This window comes from Streptomyces poonensis, from assembly GCF_014650915.1.
Lineage (GTDB): Bacteria > Actinomycetota > Actinomycetes > Streptomycetales > Streptomycetaceae > Streptomyces > Streptomyces poonensis.
On record NZ_BMVW01000003.1, the window covers coordinates 49,907 to 65,407 of the forward strand.

Below are 15,501 nucleotides of genomic sequence, written 5' to 3' on the forward strand. Positions count from 1 at the left end.
TCCGGATGACCGACATGACCACGGTCGAGTGGTGGGAAACGCTGCCCGCGGAGATCCGCGACCGGGCTGACGCACACGTCCTCCGGGACGCCCGCCTGCAGGCGGTACGAGTCGTCCTCGAAGCCGGCCGCGCCCACGGCCTGGGTCTCCGTCAAGCTCAACTCGTCGTCCACGACCGATACCTGCACCATGCCGACAGAATCGCCCATACTCCGGACTGCCCGCTCGATCTGCGGTCGCTGGCCGCCCGCGCCGCCGACTGCCCTGGCCGTATCGTGGCGGTCGAGGCGCTCTGGGACGGCGACACCGTTCACGACTGGTTCGTGGACCTACTGGCCGTCACCGCCGAGCCCACGGGTGAACACCGGCTGGCCACCATCTACTGGGACACGGCTGTGCGGTATCTCGGAGAGGACGAGGATCGCGGCCCGCTCCACCCGTCGGCGGCAGCCGCCGACCGGGCGGGCCGAGCCTTGGCCGCCCATCTCTCGGTGCCCTTCCACTTCGCGAGTCCGGGCACTCCGGACGACCAGGCTCCCCGCCGACGGGAGTGAGGGGTCCGACGACTCGGCGATGCATACGGCCCGGTGCGGTTCACCAGCCGGGATAACGCTCCCACCAGTGCGGATCCCAACCCCGGAGGTACTCGCTGCCACTGGGCGAGTCGTCGCACTGAAGCAGCAGGTCACGGGCCAAGGTGTCGAGCACCCAGGCCAGTTCGTGCCGGCTCACCAGGTCGACCGGCAGTGCCTCGACGCCGTGCACGGCGCCCAGCAACGCGCCGGTGACGCACGCCACGGAGTCACCGTCCGGTGCGCCGGCCGCGAACTCCAGAGCCGCACGGACCTCACCCGGACCCGGGAAGGACGCGGCCACGTACAGGCCGCCCAGGAGCGCCGAGGGTGCGGTGGGGTCCGGGGCGAGCCGGGCCAGCCTTCCCGCGTGCGCGGGCTCGTCGGCGGCGTACCGGAGTGCCGTCAGAAGGCGGTCGTGCTCGTCGTCGGTGAGGACTCCGCCGCGGGACCGCTCGCGAGCGCGCAGCGCGGCGATACCTGCGGACAGTGCCGACCGGACCGGCTCACCGGCCTCGGGTCCCTGTCCGCCGTGCGGAGCGGTTTGCTGTCTCAGGCAGTGGTGGACCAGCACGGTCGCATGGAAGGCGGCGGACTGGGCTCCCGCGTCGCCGTGCGTGAGCGCGGCGACGTCGCGGGCCTGCCTCGCCCCGGGGAGACCGACGGCCCCGAACGGCAGGGCACGGGTCAACGCGTGGCAGCCCCGGCTCGTGGTCGGTGTGCCGTAGCCGCCCGGCTCGATCGTCGACAGGGCCGTCACCGTCGCCGGTGCGCTGCCGCGCCGCTCGGCCAGCACGGGGACACCTGCCAGCCAGCCGTCCGGCCACGTCCTGTCGTCGACGGTGACCCAGCGACGCCGCATCCTGTCCACTTCGATGCCCTGGAGGGCGGCCCACCGGCAGTAGGCGTGCATGACGACCCCTGGCGGATAGCAGATGCCCTTCTTGTTGCCGCGCACGCTCGCCCGGATGATCCCCTCGGCGGTGAAGCAGGCCAGCTGCGTACTGACTCCCGCCCGCAGCGGACCGCCGGCCGGTGGCCTGCCCCGGGCCGCTCCCACCGTGTCCCCGAGTGCCAGACCGAGCATCATGCCTCGCACCCGGGACTGCAGCTTCAGGGCTTCTCTCCGCTGGTCCTTCTCACGGTCCTTCTCGTCGGCCAAAGCAGGCTGTCTCTCTTCGAGTTCGGTAGGTGGTGTGCTCGTCGACCGTACGTGAACCGGGAAAACGGGTCGTCGGCCGGGCCACGACGGGCCATGATCCGCAATCATGAGAACGTCGTCGAAGCAACTCCTGGTCCGTGCCGCCGCCCGCAACAACGCCGAGTGGTGCGCGGCGATGAGCCGATCACACGGTATACCGGGCGAGTTCGGGGAACGGGCGTGGACCGCCCCGGTCCGGACACCGCCGTACTACCCCGACGCGGTGACGTTGGTCCCTGGTGTCGATGCGGCCGCGCTGGTGGCCCGGATCGACACCGCCGTGCCCGGCGCCTCCGTCAAGGACAGCTTCGCCGACCTCGACGGTCTCGCGGAGGCCGGTTTCCGGGTGCTGTTCGACGCGCGGTGGATCCACCGCCCGGCGCGTACTCCCCCGCCGTCACCCACCCCGGCTCTCTCCTGGACCGTGGTGAGCGACCCGGACCTGTTGCGCGCCTGGGCACTGGCCTGGGACGACGGGAACGGCGACGCGGCCCTCTTCCGGTCCGAGCTGCTCGACGATCCGGAGACGTTCGTCCTCGCCGGACGGTCTCGCGGCGGCGGAGCGCACGAGAGTGGGCGGGTGGTCGCCGGAGCGGTGGCGAGCCGTGGTGAGCAGGTCGTCGGGATCTCGAACGTCTTCGCGCCGGACGGCGGCCCTGACGCGGCCTGGCCGGGCGTGCTGGGTGCGGTGCACCGGCTGTTCCCCACCCTGCCGGTGGTCGGTTATGAGCACGGTGAGGACCTGGATGCCGCGATGCGCCACGGATTCGAGTCGCTCGGTCCGCTGCGCGTCTGGGTCCAGCCGGCTCAGGACTGACTACCCCGCGCTGGTTCACGCCTTCGGCGCCGGCGGGACAAAACCGGGCAGTACGTCTGACGAGAGGACCCGCTTTCGCGTCCAGCCGCTCCCTCAAGGAACGGAGGACCGCTCAGCCGGACGCACATGAGGGCATCGGCCAACGGCCGGACTGCGCCGGAGCGTGGCCGCACTTCCGGCGCGCTCGATGTGATGCGGCCGGGGACGACCGGCGCCGGTGAGGAGTGCCTGACTCCGTGTCACCTTCTGAGGGACACTTCACCTCACGGGGGATGCTGTATGGCAGAACGCACATACGATGTGGTGGCGCTTCAAGTCCCGATCGTCTATGACATATGGGGCGACCACGATCCGGACGGAATGATCTACGCGCTCGCCGCTGACGAGGACGAACTCAGGGCGATCCGGCGGGAGTTCCCCGATCCGTTTCCCCATCCGGTCGAGGAGCCGGACCGGCTCCCGAAGCCCCATCCGCTCGTCCGGCCGCTCGTGCTGCGCGCCACCGTCGGCGACCAGGTCGTGGTGCGGTTCCGCAACGAGCTGCCGCAGCGCGCCGGCATCCACGCCCAGGGCGTCGGCTACGACGTCCTCGACGCGGACGGCGGCAAGGTCGGCAGGAACCCGGACTCCGCCGCCGCACCGGACGGCGGCCGCCGCACCTACGCCTGGCGGTGCGACACCGAAGGCACGTTCTTCTTCGGCGACCTCGCCGACCTGCGCGGCGCCGAGCACGGCTCGAACGCGCACGGCCTGTTCGGCGCGCTGATCGTCGAACCGCGCGGCGCGACCTGGACCGACCCGGTGACCGGCGGACCGCTGGAGTCCGGTCTCTACGCGGACGTCCACGTGCCCGGCCGGCCGAGCTTCCGCGAGTACGCGATCTTCATGCACGACGAGACCCACAACCACAACCCCGTCCTGCCGCCGCACCCGCGCTACCACTGCGACCTGCCGCGCCCGCACACGCACTCCGTAGCCGCGGGCGGGGAGCGGCTGGCGCCCGACCTGTTCGGCGACGAGGACCCGGGCCACGGCGGACACGAGGACACGGGCGACGACGCGCACGCCGCCTCGATGATGCTGATGAGCTACCGCACCGAGCCGATGGGCTGGCGCGCCTTCGCCTACGAGCGGATGCTCGCCGACGGGCAGCTGGACCCGGTGCGCGACCAGGTCATCGGCGAGGAGCAGCACCACAGCTCCTGGCTGTTCGGCGACCCGGCGACCCCGGTGCTGCGCGCCTACCGCGGGGACCACGCGCGGATCCGGCTGCTGCACGCCGGCGTCAAGGAGACCCACGTCTTCCACCTCCACCTGCACCAGTGGCGGGCGATCCCCGGCAACGACGACTCGCCGCTGATCGACTCCATCTCCATCGGCCCGCAGCAGGGCTTCACCATCGAGACGACCGCCGGGTCGGCCCAGCGCGCGTACGGCGACGCGATCTTCCACTGCCATCTGTATCCGCACTTCCACTCCGGGATGTGGGGCATCTGGCGGATCTTCGACAGGCTGCAGGACGGCTCGGGGCACTATCCGGACGGCACGCCGGTCGCGGCGCTGCGGCCGCTGCCCGGCAACCCGGACCGGCCGCAGCCGCCCACCGCCGAGCGGCCGGGCTTCCCCGCCTTCATCCCCGCCGCGTTCCCGCAGAAGTCGCCCCGCCCGCCGCGCACCCCGCACATGCCGGAGGGCATGGGGCGCGAGCCCACCGGCCTGGAGCGCGCGGCGTTCGTCGACGACCCGCAGCCGGGCGAGGCGTTCACCCGGGTGACGCCCCCGGGGGTCACCCCGCCGGTGCGCCGCTACCACCTGGTGGTGCTGGAGGCGCCGGTCACGTACTTCGACGGCGGCGACGGCCACGGAGACGGGGACGAGGACGAGGGTGGGGAAGCCGGGCACGGCAGCCGGTGGTACGACCCGCGCGGCCACCTCTTCGCGCTGAAGGAGGAGATCGACGAGGCCGGCGGGGTCGAGGAGTTCCGGCGGCAGCTCGCCGAGGGCCACCGGCAGGTGGAGCCGATCGCGATCCGCGGGCGCAAGGGAGAGGTGCTGGAGTTCACGCTGACCAACGCGCTGCCGGTCGGCTGCCAGGAGGAGACCGCCTTCGACCCGGTGCTGCCCTTCCAGCCCGAGTGCGGCCTCCACGTCCACCTGGTCAAGTTCGATCCGCTGGTGGCGGACGGCGCCAGCGTGGGCTGGAACTACCTCTCCGGCACCACCACCACCGACCAGGGCGCGGAGGACTTCGCGCGGTACAACTCCTGGATGTACCGCTGGTACTGCGACGAGGAGTTCGGCGTCGTCTTCTTCCACGACCACCTCCTCGCCAACGAGCGGCAGCGGCACGGCCTGTTCGGCAGCATGATCGCCGAACCGGAGGGCGCGGTCTGGGTCGACCCGCACGACCACGGCCGCGAGGTGCGCAACGGGAACCAGGCGGTGGTACGGCTCCCGGACGGCACGGCCTTCCGCGAACAGGTCCTCGGCGTCGCCGACTTCGTACCGCTCTTCGAGCGCAAGGACGGCCGCGACGACCCCGTCAACCCGCCGGAGTTCCCCGGCCGGCTGGAGGACCACGGCGCGATGGCCGTCGGCTACCGCTGCGAACCGCTGCACGAGCGCGGGGACGAACCGGCCGACTGGTTCTCCAGCGACAAGCACGGCGACCCCGGTACCCCCCTCCTGCGCGGCTACCCCGGCGAACCGGTCCGGCTGCGGCTCTACCAGGGCTCCCACGAGGAGCAGCACAGCCTGATGGTGCACGGCATGCGCTGGCGGGCCTGGCGCGACGACCCTCCCCCAAGCTCTCGGCTTCGCTCGAGCAGGGCGGTACCCCCATCCCCGCTGCGCGACCAGCAGACACTCGGGATCTCCGAGGCGTTCAGCTTCCACCTGGACGAGCACCGCGGGCCGGGCGACTACCTGTGGCACTTCGCCGCGAGTGACGACACCTGGATGGGGTGCTGGGGGCTGTTCCGGCTGCACGAGGAGGAGCAGCCGGACCTGCCGCCGCTGCCCGGCCACCGGACCGGTGACCCGCTGCCGCCGTTCCACGCCGCGCGGGCCCGGCGCTACCGGGTACGCGCACGGAGCCGGGAGATCCACTACAGCGGCCGGCGATCGGACCCGTTCGGCGTGGAGTACCGCACCGACGGCCAGCCGGACGGCGAACCGCTGATCATCCGCTGCCGCGCCGGCGAGTGGGTGGAGATCCGGCTCCGCAACGACCTGACGGTGCCGCTGACGCCCACCCCGTTCGACCCGCCGCTGCCCGCCAAGGACGACCCGGCGTCCCGTGAGATCTCCGAGCGGGTGTCGCTGCACGCGGGCGGCCTGGTCCGGTACGACGTACGGGACAGCGACGGGGCGCACATCGGGCACAACCCGGACGGCACGGTGGGACCGGGCGACGAGATCGTGTACCGCTGGTACGCCGACACCCCCGGTGCCGTCCTCCTCCAGGACCGCGCCGACCTGCGCACCCACCGGCACCGCGGGCTGATCGGCGCGCTGATCGTCGAGCCGGCCGAGGTCACGCCGGACCGCTGGACCGGGGCGCGAAGCCTGCTGCGCCGCCCGGACGGGCCGCCGGTGCACGAACTGGTCCTGCTCGTCCAGGACGGCATGCGGCACTACCACGACGGCGACCCCGACCAGCCGGTACGCGACCTGGAGGACGAGCCGGAGGACGCCGGCCAGAAGGGACTCAACTACCGCAGCGCCCACCTGGTGCCGTCCCGGCCGTCCCTGGCCGACCCGCGGCCACCGACACCGCTGCTGGAGTGCCGGAAGGGTGACCGCATCCGGCTGCACCTCGTGTTCGGCACGGACAAGCCGCGCAACCACAGCTTCCTCGTGCACGGCGCGACCTGGCCGATGGAGGAACACCTGCGGCAGCCGCGGGTCGGTTCCGTCGGCGCGCTCAGCCCCGGCAGCGTCCGCACCCTGGACCTGACGGCCGGCGGGCCCGGCGACTACGCGTACCGCACCGGCGTGCTGCGCTGGGCGCTCTCGGAGGGGGTGTGGGGTCTCATCCGGGTCCGTGACTGACCTGGCCCGGTCCGGTCGCGATGGTCGGGAGGGTCTCAGGGGCCAGCTGGCACTCAGCTGGCCCCTGAGCCGCGCGAACACTCGCGCCTCGACCGGGTCGGGAGAGACAGTCCCATGCCGCGCGAAGTGGAGCGGTGAGGGTGGTCGGGACTGACGGTGCCCGTGTGCCGCGGTCGGCGGCGGGGTACCCGGCGGAGCGCCGGGCAACTGGAGTGCAGCAGCTGATCCACCGCGGAAGGAGCCGAACGTGAGGCGGACCGACCGCCTGCGGACGTACCGGAGCAGGCGCGACTTCGGGCGGACTGAGGAGCCCAGCGACGCGACCGTCACCGCCGCCACTGAGCCGTACGGGCCCGATGGTTCCGGCGGGCCCGCGTCCGAGGAGCCTCGGTTCGTCGTCCAGATCCACGACGCGAGCACCATGCACTTCGACTTCCGGCTCCAGGTGGACGACGTCCTGAAGTCCTGGTCCGTCCCGAAGGGCCCGTCCACGAACCCGAAGGACAAGCGGCTCGCCGTACCGACGGAGGACCATCCACTGGCGTACGAGGACTTCGAGGGCGTGATCCCGGAGGGCGAGTACGGCGGTGGCACGGTGATCGTGTGGGACCACGGTACGTACCGGCCGCTGAGCCACGACCGGAGGGGACGGCCCGTTCCCTTCGAGGAGTCGCTGGAGCGCGGGCACGCGACGTTCCGGCTGAGCGGTGCGAAGCTGCACGGCGAGTACGCCCTCACCCGGTTCCGCGGCGGCGGCGGGTCCGGCGGTGACGACGGCGAGGAGGCGTGGCTCCTCGTACGGAAGGGCCAGCAGCGTGTCGCCGCGGACGCGAGCGGTACGCCGGACCCCCGCCGCGCCCGCTCCGTACGCAGTGGCCGCACTCTCGCCCAGGTGGCCGCGGACGTCCGGAAGGGATGACTGCCCGATGTCGGAGCTGCTCGCGACGCTGCCCGCCGACCGGCAGCAACTGCTCTCCCCTGCCCGCCCCGGGGCCGAACTGGCCTCCCGTCCCATGGCCGCCACCCTGACCGACAGGCGCGACTTCTCCGGCGACTGGATCTTCGAGCGCAAGCTGGACGGAATTCGTGCGCTCGCAGTACTCGAAGGGGACCGCGTCGCCCTGTACTCCCGCACCGGCAACCGGCTCGACGCCACGTACCCGGAGATCGTCGAGGCCCTCGCCGCGCAGGAGTGCGAGGACTTCACCGTGGACGGCGAGATCGTCGCGTTCTCGGGCAACCGCACGGACTTCGGCCTGCTGCAGCAGCGCATGGGGCTCACCCGCCGCCGTGACGTCGAGGCGAGCCCGGTCGTCGTGACGTACTGCCTCTTCGACCTGCTGAGACTGGACGGCGCGGACACCAGGCCCCTCACCTTGCGCGACCGCAAGTCACTGCTGCGCCGCGCGCTCACCTATCAGGCCCCGCTGCGGTTCACGACCCACCGCAACCAGGGCGGTGGCGACCTGCTGGCCGAGGCCTGCGACCGGGGCTGGGAGGGGCTGATCGCCAAGCGCGCCGACAGCCGCTACCAGCCGCGCCGCTCCCCGGACTGGCTCAAGCTGAAGTGCTCCCAGGGCCAGGAGTTCGTGATCGGGGGCTTCACCGAGCCGGCCGGCAGCCGTGTCGGCTTCGGTGCCCTGCTGCTCGGTTACTACGACGTCGGCGCCGGCGCCCTGCACTACGCGGGCAAGGTGGGCACGGGCTTCGACCACCGCACCCTGGTGATCATGCGCCGGTATCTGGAGGAACTGCGCGTCACGGCCTCCCCCTTCGCCGACCGGGACCGCATCCGTGAGGGCACGGCCCGGTGGGTCGAGCCGTGCCTGGTCGCGCAGATCGCGTTCACCGAGTGGACGCGGGACGGGATGCTGCGGCACTCGCGGTTCCTCGGGTTGCGGGAGGACAAGAAGCCACAGGAGGTGGTGCGGGAGCAGGGGCAGGGGCGGAAAGCCGCGTGAGTCTCCGGGTTGCCCCGGTCCGCCGGCGTTTCAGCTCCAGCTCTCCGAGGTTCCGAGCCGGTCACCGTACGGCACCGGCCGCCCCGTGCAGGCGTCCAGCACCAGGCGGTCGCCGACCGGCTCCTCCGTCGTCACCGTCACCTTCCGGCTGTTCAGGTCGGCCGTGCAGACACCGTCGCTCCTCCCGGCCACCGATGCGGACAGCACCACGCTGCCGTCGCTCTCCAGCACGTCCACGGCGGGACCGTCGTCGCAGGACCCATGAGTGGCCACCACGGTGACGGACCGGCCGTCGTCCGCCACCTTCACCAGGCCGGCGAGCGGTGTCAGACCGTCGACCTCCCCGTCCGGCACAGGCTCGACGGGCGGCTCGGGGAGCTTCGAGGGGATGGCGGCAGCGCGCCTGAGCGGAGTGTCGTACCCCTCGAGAGCGAACAGCCAGGCCGGGACCGTCGCCGGGCCACGGCTGGTGGCCACGCTCATCACCCCGAGCTCCGCTCCGGTCACCGTCAGGCGCGCTCCGGGCATGCCGTCGGCGCGGTCCAGGGTCTTGTACGCCTCCTGCGCTCCCCTGAGAGGCATGGTGAGGGAGCTCCCGGTCTTCCAGGTCACCTTGCCGTCCTTGCGCGGAGCTGCGGGCAGATCTCCGCGCAGGTCGAAGTTCCCGGTGGTGTAGGCGCGGCGGTCGGCTTCGCTGCGCAGGCCGCCCTCGGGCAGCTGGACGACCTCCCCCATCGGGTGGTAGCCCTCGTGCCACTTCTCGGCGGCCTCGGAGCCGTCCCAGGCCGCCGCGACCTGGCGGGCGCGGGCGTCGCGTCGCGGTGACGACTCGCTGCCCCCGGTGCCGCCGGCCTGCTCGGTGCCGCACGCGGTGACGGCACCGGCGCCCACCGCGGACAGGACCAGCGCGAGGAACAACGGGGCAGGGCGCGTGGTACTCGTACGCGTACGCATGAGGTCTCCCAGGGTCGACGCGGGCGCGGGCGGGGCGGGAACGAGTACCTGCCCCGCGGCGGACCAAGTCGCTTCCGCCGCCGTACCTGGGACGCACCCGCCCCCCGCCGCGTTCGATTCCCTCCGTCACCCGGTCACGTTCGTTGTCGTGCACCGGCGGTACGGGAAGGCCTTCCGGCGCGCGCACGAGCTGAGGGCCGAGGCGCGCCGGGCGCTCCTGCTGGCGGAGGAGACGGCGAGGCTTCTGACCGGCGGGCTGACGGGGGGTCAGCCATCGCCTCACGAGATGGACGGCGCGGGCGGCGCGGACCACACGTGACCCGGAGAGGGGGCCGGTCGTCAGCCGGTCACCGCGTCCACCAGCTGGGCCAGCGCCCCGGCCACCTCGTCTAGGCCGGGACCGGCCGGTCCTCCCGGCTCGCTCATGTACACGTCGCGCCGGATCTCGATCATCAGTGCGCTCACGCGCGGGTCGTTCCCGTAGTACCGGAGCGGCACGTACGTGCCCGCGAAGGGGCTGTTGACCCCGGTGCCGCCGAACCCGGCGAAGGCCTTCCGGGCTTGCTCCAGGAGGTCGGCGGGGGTGTGGAAGTCGTCGTGGCCGAGGCAGACGGGCGGCCGAGGGCCGTCACCGTGCAGTTCGTACGGCAGGGGCTCGGTCGGGTAGGAGTGGACGTCGATGACGACCGCCCGGCCGACCGTCTCCAGCCGCTCGGTCACGGCGTCGGTGACGGCTGCGGCGTACGGCGCGAAGTACCGCTCGATGAGTGGCTGTCCGTCGTGGCCGTCCGGGCGCAGGACCTCCCGGTGCGTCGTCCGCGTGTACACGGCGCCCATGCCGACGGCGAGCATCTCCTCCCGTTCGTCGGGGAACCGCTCGGGGTCGACCACCAGCCGGGAGAGCCGGTTGACGAACTGCCAGGGGCGCGTGGCCGACCGGGCAGCCGCCGTCTCGGCGATCGCCGCGGTGTGCGCGTCGGTGATGTGGTCCAACTCCCGCTCGAGTGCGGCGTCATCGAGCACGATGCCGGTCCGTACGTCTGCCGGTATCGCCCGTGAGGAGTGCGGTACGTGCAGGATGACCGGGGAGTCGGGCGCGCCCGGAGCGAGCCGGTAGGAGGGCGAAACGTCGTTCATGTGGGTTGCCTCGCTGGCCTTGTGGATCGTGCTTCGGCGGGCTAGCGCGCCCGCCGACCTGTCGGGGCGCCCCGAAGTGCGGGCGCCCCGGACGATCATAGACATACGGCCCGAGGCCGAGCGTGACTGCCGGGGCAGCGAGCACGGCCGCGCGCGGCGGGCGTTACCACGTCGGCGTCAGACGCGCCACGGCGGCATCGGATAGAGGTTGCTGCACGGGTAGACACAGCTGATCGAGCCCGGCATCAACAGGCCCCCGTCGTCCTCGTTGTCGGCGCCGCCCGTGAAGTAGACCTCGGGAACCCAGCCCCACTTGCCGTTGTCGGCGAGGGTGCTCGCCCACCAGTTGTTGGTGCCGCCGCTGACGGTGACCGACGCACCCTGCTTCTCGTAGACGAACCAGTTGGAGGAGCCGCCGTACGTCAGGTAGCCGACGACACCGCTGTTGACGTCCCTGCTGTTGTAGACGGGCACGTTGCCCCGCCAGAGCGGGCAGTACCGGACCGTCTCGTCCCATGCGGTTCCGTTGTACGGGTTGATGAGCTGACGCTGGGTGGGCGTGTGGCACGGGTAGCCGTCGTATGCCGAGGCGGTGGGCGCGGCGACCAGCACGGCGGCCATGGCTGCCATCGTCGCGAAGAGCGCGGTGAGAGCCTGTCGAAGTCTGACCACGGTAGGGATGTCCTCCTTGTTCATGTGGCGGCGGCGGAAGGCCGGGGACCGGCTCGGGACCGCCGTCGGCGATTGCCATGACACATGACAGCGGCGGACGTTGACCGGTTGCCGTGACTCACAGCTTCCTCACGGGCCCCACACATCACATACGGGACACGGCGAGGCGGCGCCGCGCGGGCCATTGTCAGTGGCCGGCCCTAACGTTCGGGCAGTGGGATCCGCGGAACAAGCCGCAGGCCCTGACCTGGGGAGAGGTCTGCCATGTCGACGTCGACGACGTATCTGGAGCTGTCGCAGGACGGTGGGGGAGCGCACAAGTTCTATGAGGTGACCGTGCAGGGGCAGGTCGTGTCCGTGCGGTACGGGCGGATCGGCGCCGCAGGGCAGACGCAGACGTCGACGTTCCCCAGCGTCGAGAAGGCGCAGGCGGCGGCCGCCAAGAAGATCGGCGAGAAGGTGCGCAAGGGGTACGCGCCCGCTGTGCAGGGGCAGCGCGCGCCCCGTGCCGTGACCCGTCGTCAGGTGACCTCCGCGCCGTCCACGGCCCGCGCGGTCGCCCCGGTGCTGTGGCGGTTCCGTACGGGCTCCGCGGCGTTCGGCATCCACATCGACGACGAGCGCTGCTGGGTGGGCAACCAGGCGGGCGACGTCTACACCTTGGCGCACGGGGGCGAGGTGCTGGCCCGCTATCAACTGCCGGACGGCGTCAAGTGCCTGGTCGCCGACGACTTCTGGATCTACGCCGGCTGCGACGACGGCCGGGTGTACGACCTGTCGTCCAAGCTGCCGTTCGCCGCCTACGACATCGCGGCCGACGTGGACATCTTCTGGCTCGACATCCATGAGGGGGTGCTGAACGTCGCGGACCGCGCCGGGCGGCTCACCGTCATCGACCACGAGGACGAGCACCAGTGGGCGCGCGGCGGGCGCGGTGAGCACGCCTGGCTGGTGCGGGCCGACGACCGGGCCGTCTACCACGGGCACACGCACGGTGTGACGGCCCACTCCCCCGACGGCACCGCCGAGTTGTGGCACACGCCCACGAAGGGCGCCGTGCTCTTCGGCTGGCAGGAGGACGACGCGGTGTACGCCGGCACGGCGCACCGTGTGGTGCAGCGGCTGTCGAAGGCGACCGGCGCCGTCGAGGTGACGTACCCGTGCGACAGCCCGGTGTACTCGTGCGCCACCTCACCCGGCGGGCGGTTCGTGTTCGCGGGGGACTCCGCCTCCTCGGTGTACTGCTTCGACCGGGACGGCACACGGCTGTGGAAGCTGGGCACGGGCGGCGGTTCCGCGCTGTCCATGCAGTACCGCGACGAACGGCTCTATCTGGTCACCACCGACGGCTCGCTGGTGTGCGTGGACGCGAGCGAGGCGGCGGTGGCGGCCGCTCAGCAGGGGTCGGTGCCGGTGGCCCGCGACGTCAAGCTCGCCGCCACCGCCGCGGTGCCGACGTACGCGCCGGTCACCGCGGCCTCCTCCGTGGCGGCCGTCGCAGCGGCGCCCGCGGGATCGGTGGTCGTGGAGTGTGTCCAGGAGGGCGGCCGGACGCGGATCCGTGTGGTGTCGGAGGGGTACGACCCGTCGTGGAACGTCCAGTTCCCGCGGGCGATACGGGAACCGGGCGCTCGGTACGTCGTCGACGCGCTGCACTCGGCGTCGGGCGGCTTCTACCGGGTGCGCGGTGACATCCGGAGACTGCTGTGACGGCCGCTTGCCGCGAGGTTCCTCAGGCGATGGACGCCGAAATGATGGCGGACACCGCGAGGTTGCAGGACGCCGTCACCCAGACCGCGGGGTGGGGCTCCGGCTCGACCAGCGTCGCGCCGAGACGCCCCGGCGTGACCAGGTCCACCACCAGGAACGCCACGGCCATCATCACCAGCCCCAGCAGCCCGAACAGCGCGGTCGACGCCAGCCCCTTGCCGAAGTCCTCGTACGTGGTCCAGATGGAGGTGAACACGATGCCGCCGATACCGAGCAGCGCCGAGCTGAGCACGGTGGCGGCGTTGCGGTTGCGCTCCTGCCATATCTGCCGGCCGAGCTTTCCGGGCGTCAGCACGTCGACCAGGAAGATGCCGAGGACCAGCAGGACCAGGCCCAGGGCGCCGTAGGCGCCGGCCCGGCCGAGTCCGTTGACGATGTCGCTCATGAGGTTCCCGGCTCCGTAAGTGTGAGAGGTCTTGAGTGATCGCGGTCAAGGAGATGCAAAATGTAGCGCACCTTCAGAAACTCAAGAGCTCGGGGCCCTGCATCAGTCAGGTCACGGACGCAGGACGAGACGGATGGGGTTGCCCTCCTTCTTCTCCAGGCGCGCCACCGCCTCGGCGGCCTCCGAGAGCGGCAGCACGCCGCTGACCGAACCGGAGAAGTCCAGCCGGCCGCCCTGGATCAGGCGGAGGAGCTGCGGCAGGGCCACCGGCATGTCGGAGCCGTAGTGGCCGAGGATCTGCTGCTGGAGGTAGCTGAAGCGGGTTCCGTCCGTGACGCTGAGCGGCTTGTCGGTCAGGCCCACCAGGACCAGCCGTCCCTTCGGGGCGAGGACCGACAGGGCCTGCTCGCGCACGGTCGGCACGCCCGCGAAGTCGAACGCGGCGGCGAGCCCGGCGCCGCCGGTCACCGCGGCGACGGCCTCGCGCAGCCCCGGGTCGGCGGAGTCCAGCGCCAGGTCGGCCCCGGCGGCCAGGGCCCGCTCGCGGGCGACGGGGCTGGGGTCGACCGCGACGATCGGACAGGCGCCCACGGCGCGCAGCAACTGCACCGCGTGCACGCCCAGTCCGCCCACGCCCCACACGCCGACGGCCTCGGCGGGCCGGACGGCGCCCGTCGCGGTGATCGCGCCCCAGGGGGTCGACACCGCGTCGGGGATGATCGCGCCCTCCTCGAAGGAGACGGAGTCCGGCAGCGGGGTCAGGGCGTCCGCCGCCGACAGGGCGTACTCGGCCCAGCCGCCGTCGTAGTCGACGCCACGGGTGTAGGTGACCCCGTCGCGCACCTCGCCGGCGTACAGCACGACGCGCTGCCCGGCGGTCCAGGCGGTGACGCCCGCGCCGACCTCGGCGATCGTGCCGGACACCTCGTGGCCGAGGGTGACGGTGTCGCCCTGCAGGAACAGCGGTGTGAGCGTGCCGTCGATCAGGTGCACGTCGGACAGGCACACCCCGGCCGCCTCGACCTTCACCAGGACCTCGCCCTCACCCGGCCGGGGGCGGGGCACCTCGTCGAGGCGGAGGGTGCGGGTAGGGATGTGCAGGCGGGCGGCGAGCATCCGCTCCATGGTGTGTCTCCTCGTACGGCGGCGGGTTCTGCGATCCCTGCGATCCCCCACTAACGCAGGTCTTCTTGCGTTAAACGTACACCCAACGCAAGTCCACCTGCTTTAGGCTGGGTCGGTGACTTCCTCGCAGCCCGCCGCGCCGCCCCTCCGCCGCCGGGGAGAGCGCATGCGGCAAGCCGTGCTCGCCGCCACCGTGGAGATCCTGTCCGCCGAGGGCCTGGCCGGGACGACCGTCGCCGCCGTGGCGCGCTCGGCCGGGGTGCACGAGACGTCGGTCTACCGCCGGTGGAAGACGCGCGAGAACCTGATCCTCGACGCCCTGACGGCCGAGGTGGACACGGCGCTGCCGATACCGGACACCGGGCGGGTGGACGAGGACCTGGTGCGCTACTTCCGCTCGCTGGCCAGGTTGCTCGGCACGGCGCAGGGTCGGGCCCTGCTGCGGCTGAGCGTCGAGTACGAGGACAACGCCCGGACCTCTGGGAACGCCGAGTCCGACGACGGCATGCTCGACGACCGCCGCGGCCTCTACTGGAGCGAGCGTCTGCGGCGTGCCGCCGTCATGGTGCGGCGCGGTGTCGGCCGCGGCGAACTGGCCGCGGACACGGATCCCGGTCTGCTGATCGAGGCCGTCAGCGGCCCGCTCTTCGTCCGTGCCCTGCTGAGCGGGGCACCACTGGACGAGCCCCTCGTGCGCGGGCTGGTCGCCCTCGCACTGGACGGCGCGCGTTCTGCGCCGCGGAGGTGACGGCGCGGCCGCGACGTTTTCCCCCGTTCTGCACGGTTACCCATGGAATGTCATGCCCGGCATGCCCGGCGGACGCCTGTGACAGCAGGACGGCAACAGGAACGGA

13 protein-coding genes are annotated in these 15,501 nt (G+C 72.1%); 7 read left to right on the plus strand and 6 right to left on the minus strand.

Annotation, left to right across the window (positions count from 1 at the left end; translation table 11 throughout):
- The first annotated feature begins 5 nt into the window (after positions 1-5).
- The gene (locus IE242_RS10435; protein WP_373299499.1) at positions 6-554 is read left to right on the plus strand and encodes a hypothetical protein; all 549 of its coding nucleotides are present in this window, start codon (positions 6-8) and stop codon (positions 552-554) included.
- 40 nt (positions 555-594) lie between these two features.
- Here the strand turns inward: IE242_RS10435 and IE242_RS10440 are convergent, their stop codons facing one another.
- Positions 595-1,734, minus strand: a complete 1,140-nt coding sequence (locus tag IE242_RS10440; protein ID WP_229858725.1) for an ADP-ribosylglycohydrolase family protein — start codon at positions 1,732-1,734, stop codon at positions 595-597.
- 106 nt (positions 1,735-1,840) lie between these two features.
- Here IE242_RS10440 and IE242_RS10445 point away from each other — a divergent pair, with 106 nt between their 5' ends.
- From IE242_RS10445 to ligD, 4 genes are all read left to right on the plus strand, one after another.
- The gene (locus IE242_RS10445) at positions 1,841-2,590 is read left to right on the plus strand and encodes a hypothetical protein (RefSeq protein ID WP_189857707.1); all 750 of its coding nucleotides are present in this window, start codon (positions 1,841-1,843) and stop codon (positions 2,588-2,590) included.
- A gap of 279 nt (positions 2,591-2,869) precedes the next feature.
- Positions 2,870-6,643, plus strand: coding sequence for a multicopper oxidase domain-containing protein (locus IE242_RS10450; RefSeq protein ID WP_189857709.1), 3,774 nt, complete (start codon positions 2,870-2,872; stop codon positions 6,641-6,643).
- A gap of 247 nt (positions 6,644-6,890) precedes the next feature.
- The gene (locus IE242_RS10455) at positions 6,891-7,562 is read left to right on the plus strand and encodes a DNA polymerase ligase N-terminal domain-containing protein (protein WP_189857711.1); all 672 of its coding nucleotides are present in this window, start codon (positions 6,891-6,893) and stop codon (positions 7,560-7,562) included.
- A gap of 7 nt (positions 7,563-7,569) precedes the next feature.
- Positions 7,570-8,604, plus strand: coding sequence for a non-homologous end-joining DNA ligase (ligD, locus tag IE242_RS10460; RefSeq protein WP_189857713.1), 1,035 nt, complete (start codon positions 7,570-7,572; stop codon positions 8,602-8,604).
- A gap of 30 nt (positions 8,605-8,634) precedes the next feature.
- On the opposite strand, the gene IE242_RS10465 is transcribed toward ligD, so the two are convergent.
- The 3 genes from IE242_RS10465 to IE242_RS10475 all read right to left on the minus strand — a co-directional run bounded on the left by IE242_RS10465 (position 8,635) and on the right by IE242_RS10475 (position 11,367).
- Complete coding sequence (locus IE242_RS10465) at positions 8,635-9,558, minus strand: hypothetical protein (RefSeq protein ID WP_189857715.1); 924 nt, start codon at positions 9,556-9,558, stop codon at positions 8,635-8,637.
- A gap of 339 nt (positions 9,559-9,897) precedes the next feature.
- The gene (locus tag IE242_RS10470; protein WP_189857717.1) at positions 9,898-10,695 is read right to left on the minus strand and encodes an N-formylglutamate amidohydrolase; all 798 of its coding nucleotides are present in this window, start codon (positions 10,693-10,695) and stop codon (positions 9,898-9,900) included.
- A 177-nt stretch (positions 10,696-10,872) separates the two neighbouring features.
- Positions 10,873-11,367, minus strand: coding sequence for an SH3 domain-containing protein (locus IE242_RS10475; protein ID WP_189857719.1), 495 nt, complete (start codon positions 11,365-11,367; stop codon positions 10,873-10,875).
- 264 nt (positions 11,368-11,631) lie between these two features.
- Here IE242_RS10475 and IE242_RS10480 point away from each other — a divergent pair, with 264 nt between their 5' ends.
- Positions 11,632-13,077: a WGR domain-containing protein gene (locus IE242_RS10480; RefSeq protein ID WP_189857721.1), complete on the plus strand. Its 1,446-nt coding sequence runs from the start codon at positions 11,632-11,634 to the stop codon at positions 13,075-13,077.
- Between the two features lie 22 nt (positions 13,078-13,099).
- Here the strand turns inward: IE242_RS10480 and IE242_RS10485 are convergent, their stop codons facing one another.
- Both IE242_RS10485 and IE242_RS10490 read right to left on the minus strand, forming a co-directional pair.
- Positions 13,100-13,522, minus strand: a complete 423-nt coding sequence (locus IE242_RS10485; RefSeq protein WP_189857723.1) for a DUF350 domain-containing protein — start codon at positions 13,520-13,522, stop codon at positions 13,100-13,102.
- A gap of 111 nt (positions 13,523-13,633) precedes the next feature.
- Positions 13,634-14,647, minus strand: a complete 1,014-nt coding sequence (locus IE242_RS10490; protein WP_189857725.1) for a zinc-binding dehydrogenase — start codon at positions 14,645-14,647, stop codon at positions 13,634-13,636.
- A gap of 166 nt (positions 14,648-14,813) precedes the next feature.
- Between IE242_RS10490 and IE242_RS10495 the strand changes: the two genes are divergently transcribed.
- Positions 14,814-15,395, plus strand: coding sequence for a TetR/AcrR family transcriptional regulator (locus IE242_RS10495; protein WP_189857727.1), 582 nt, complete (start codon positions 14,814-14,816; stop codon positions 15,393-15,395).
- Positions 15,396-15,501 lie beyond the last annotated feature (106 nt).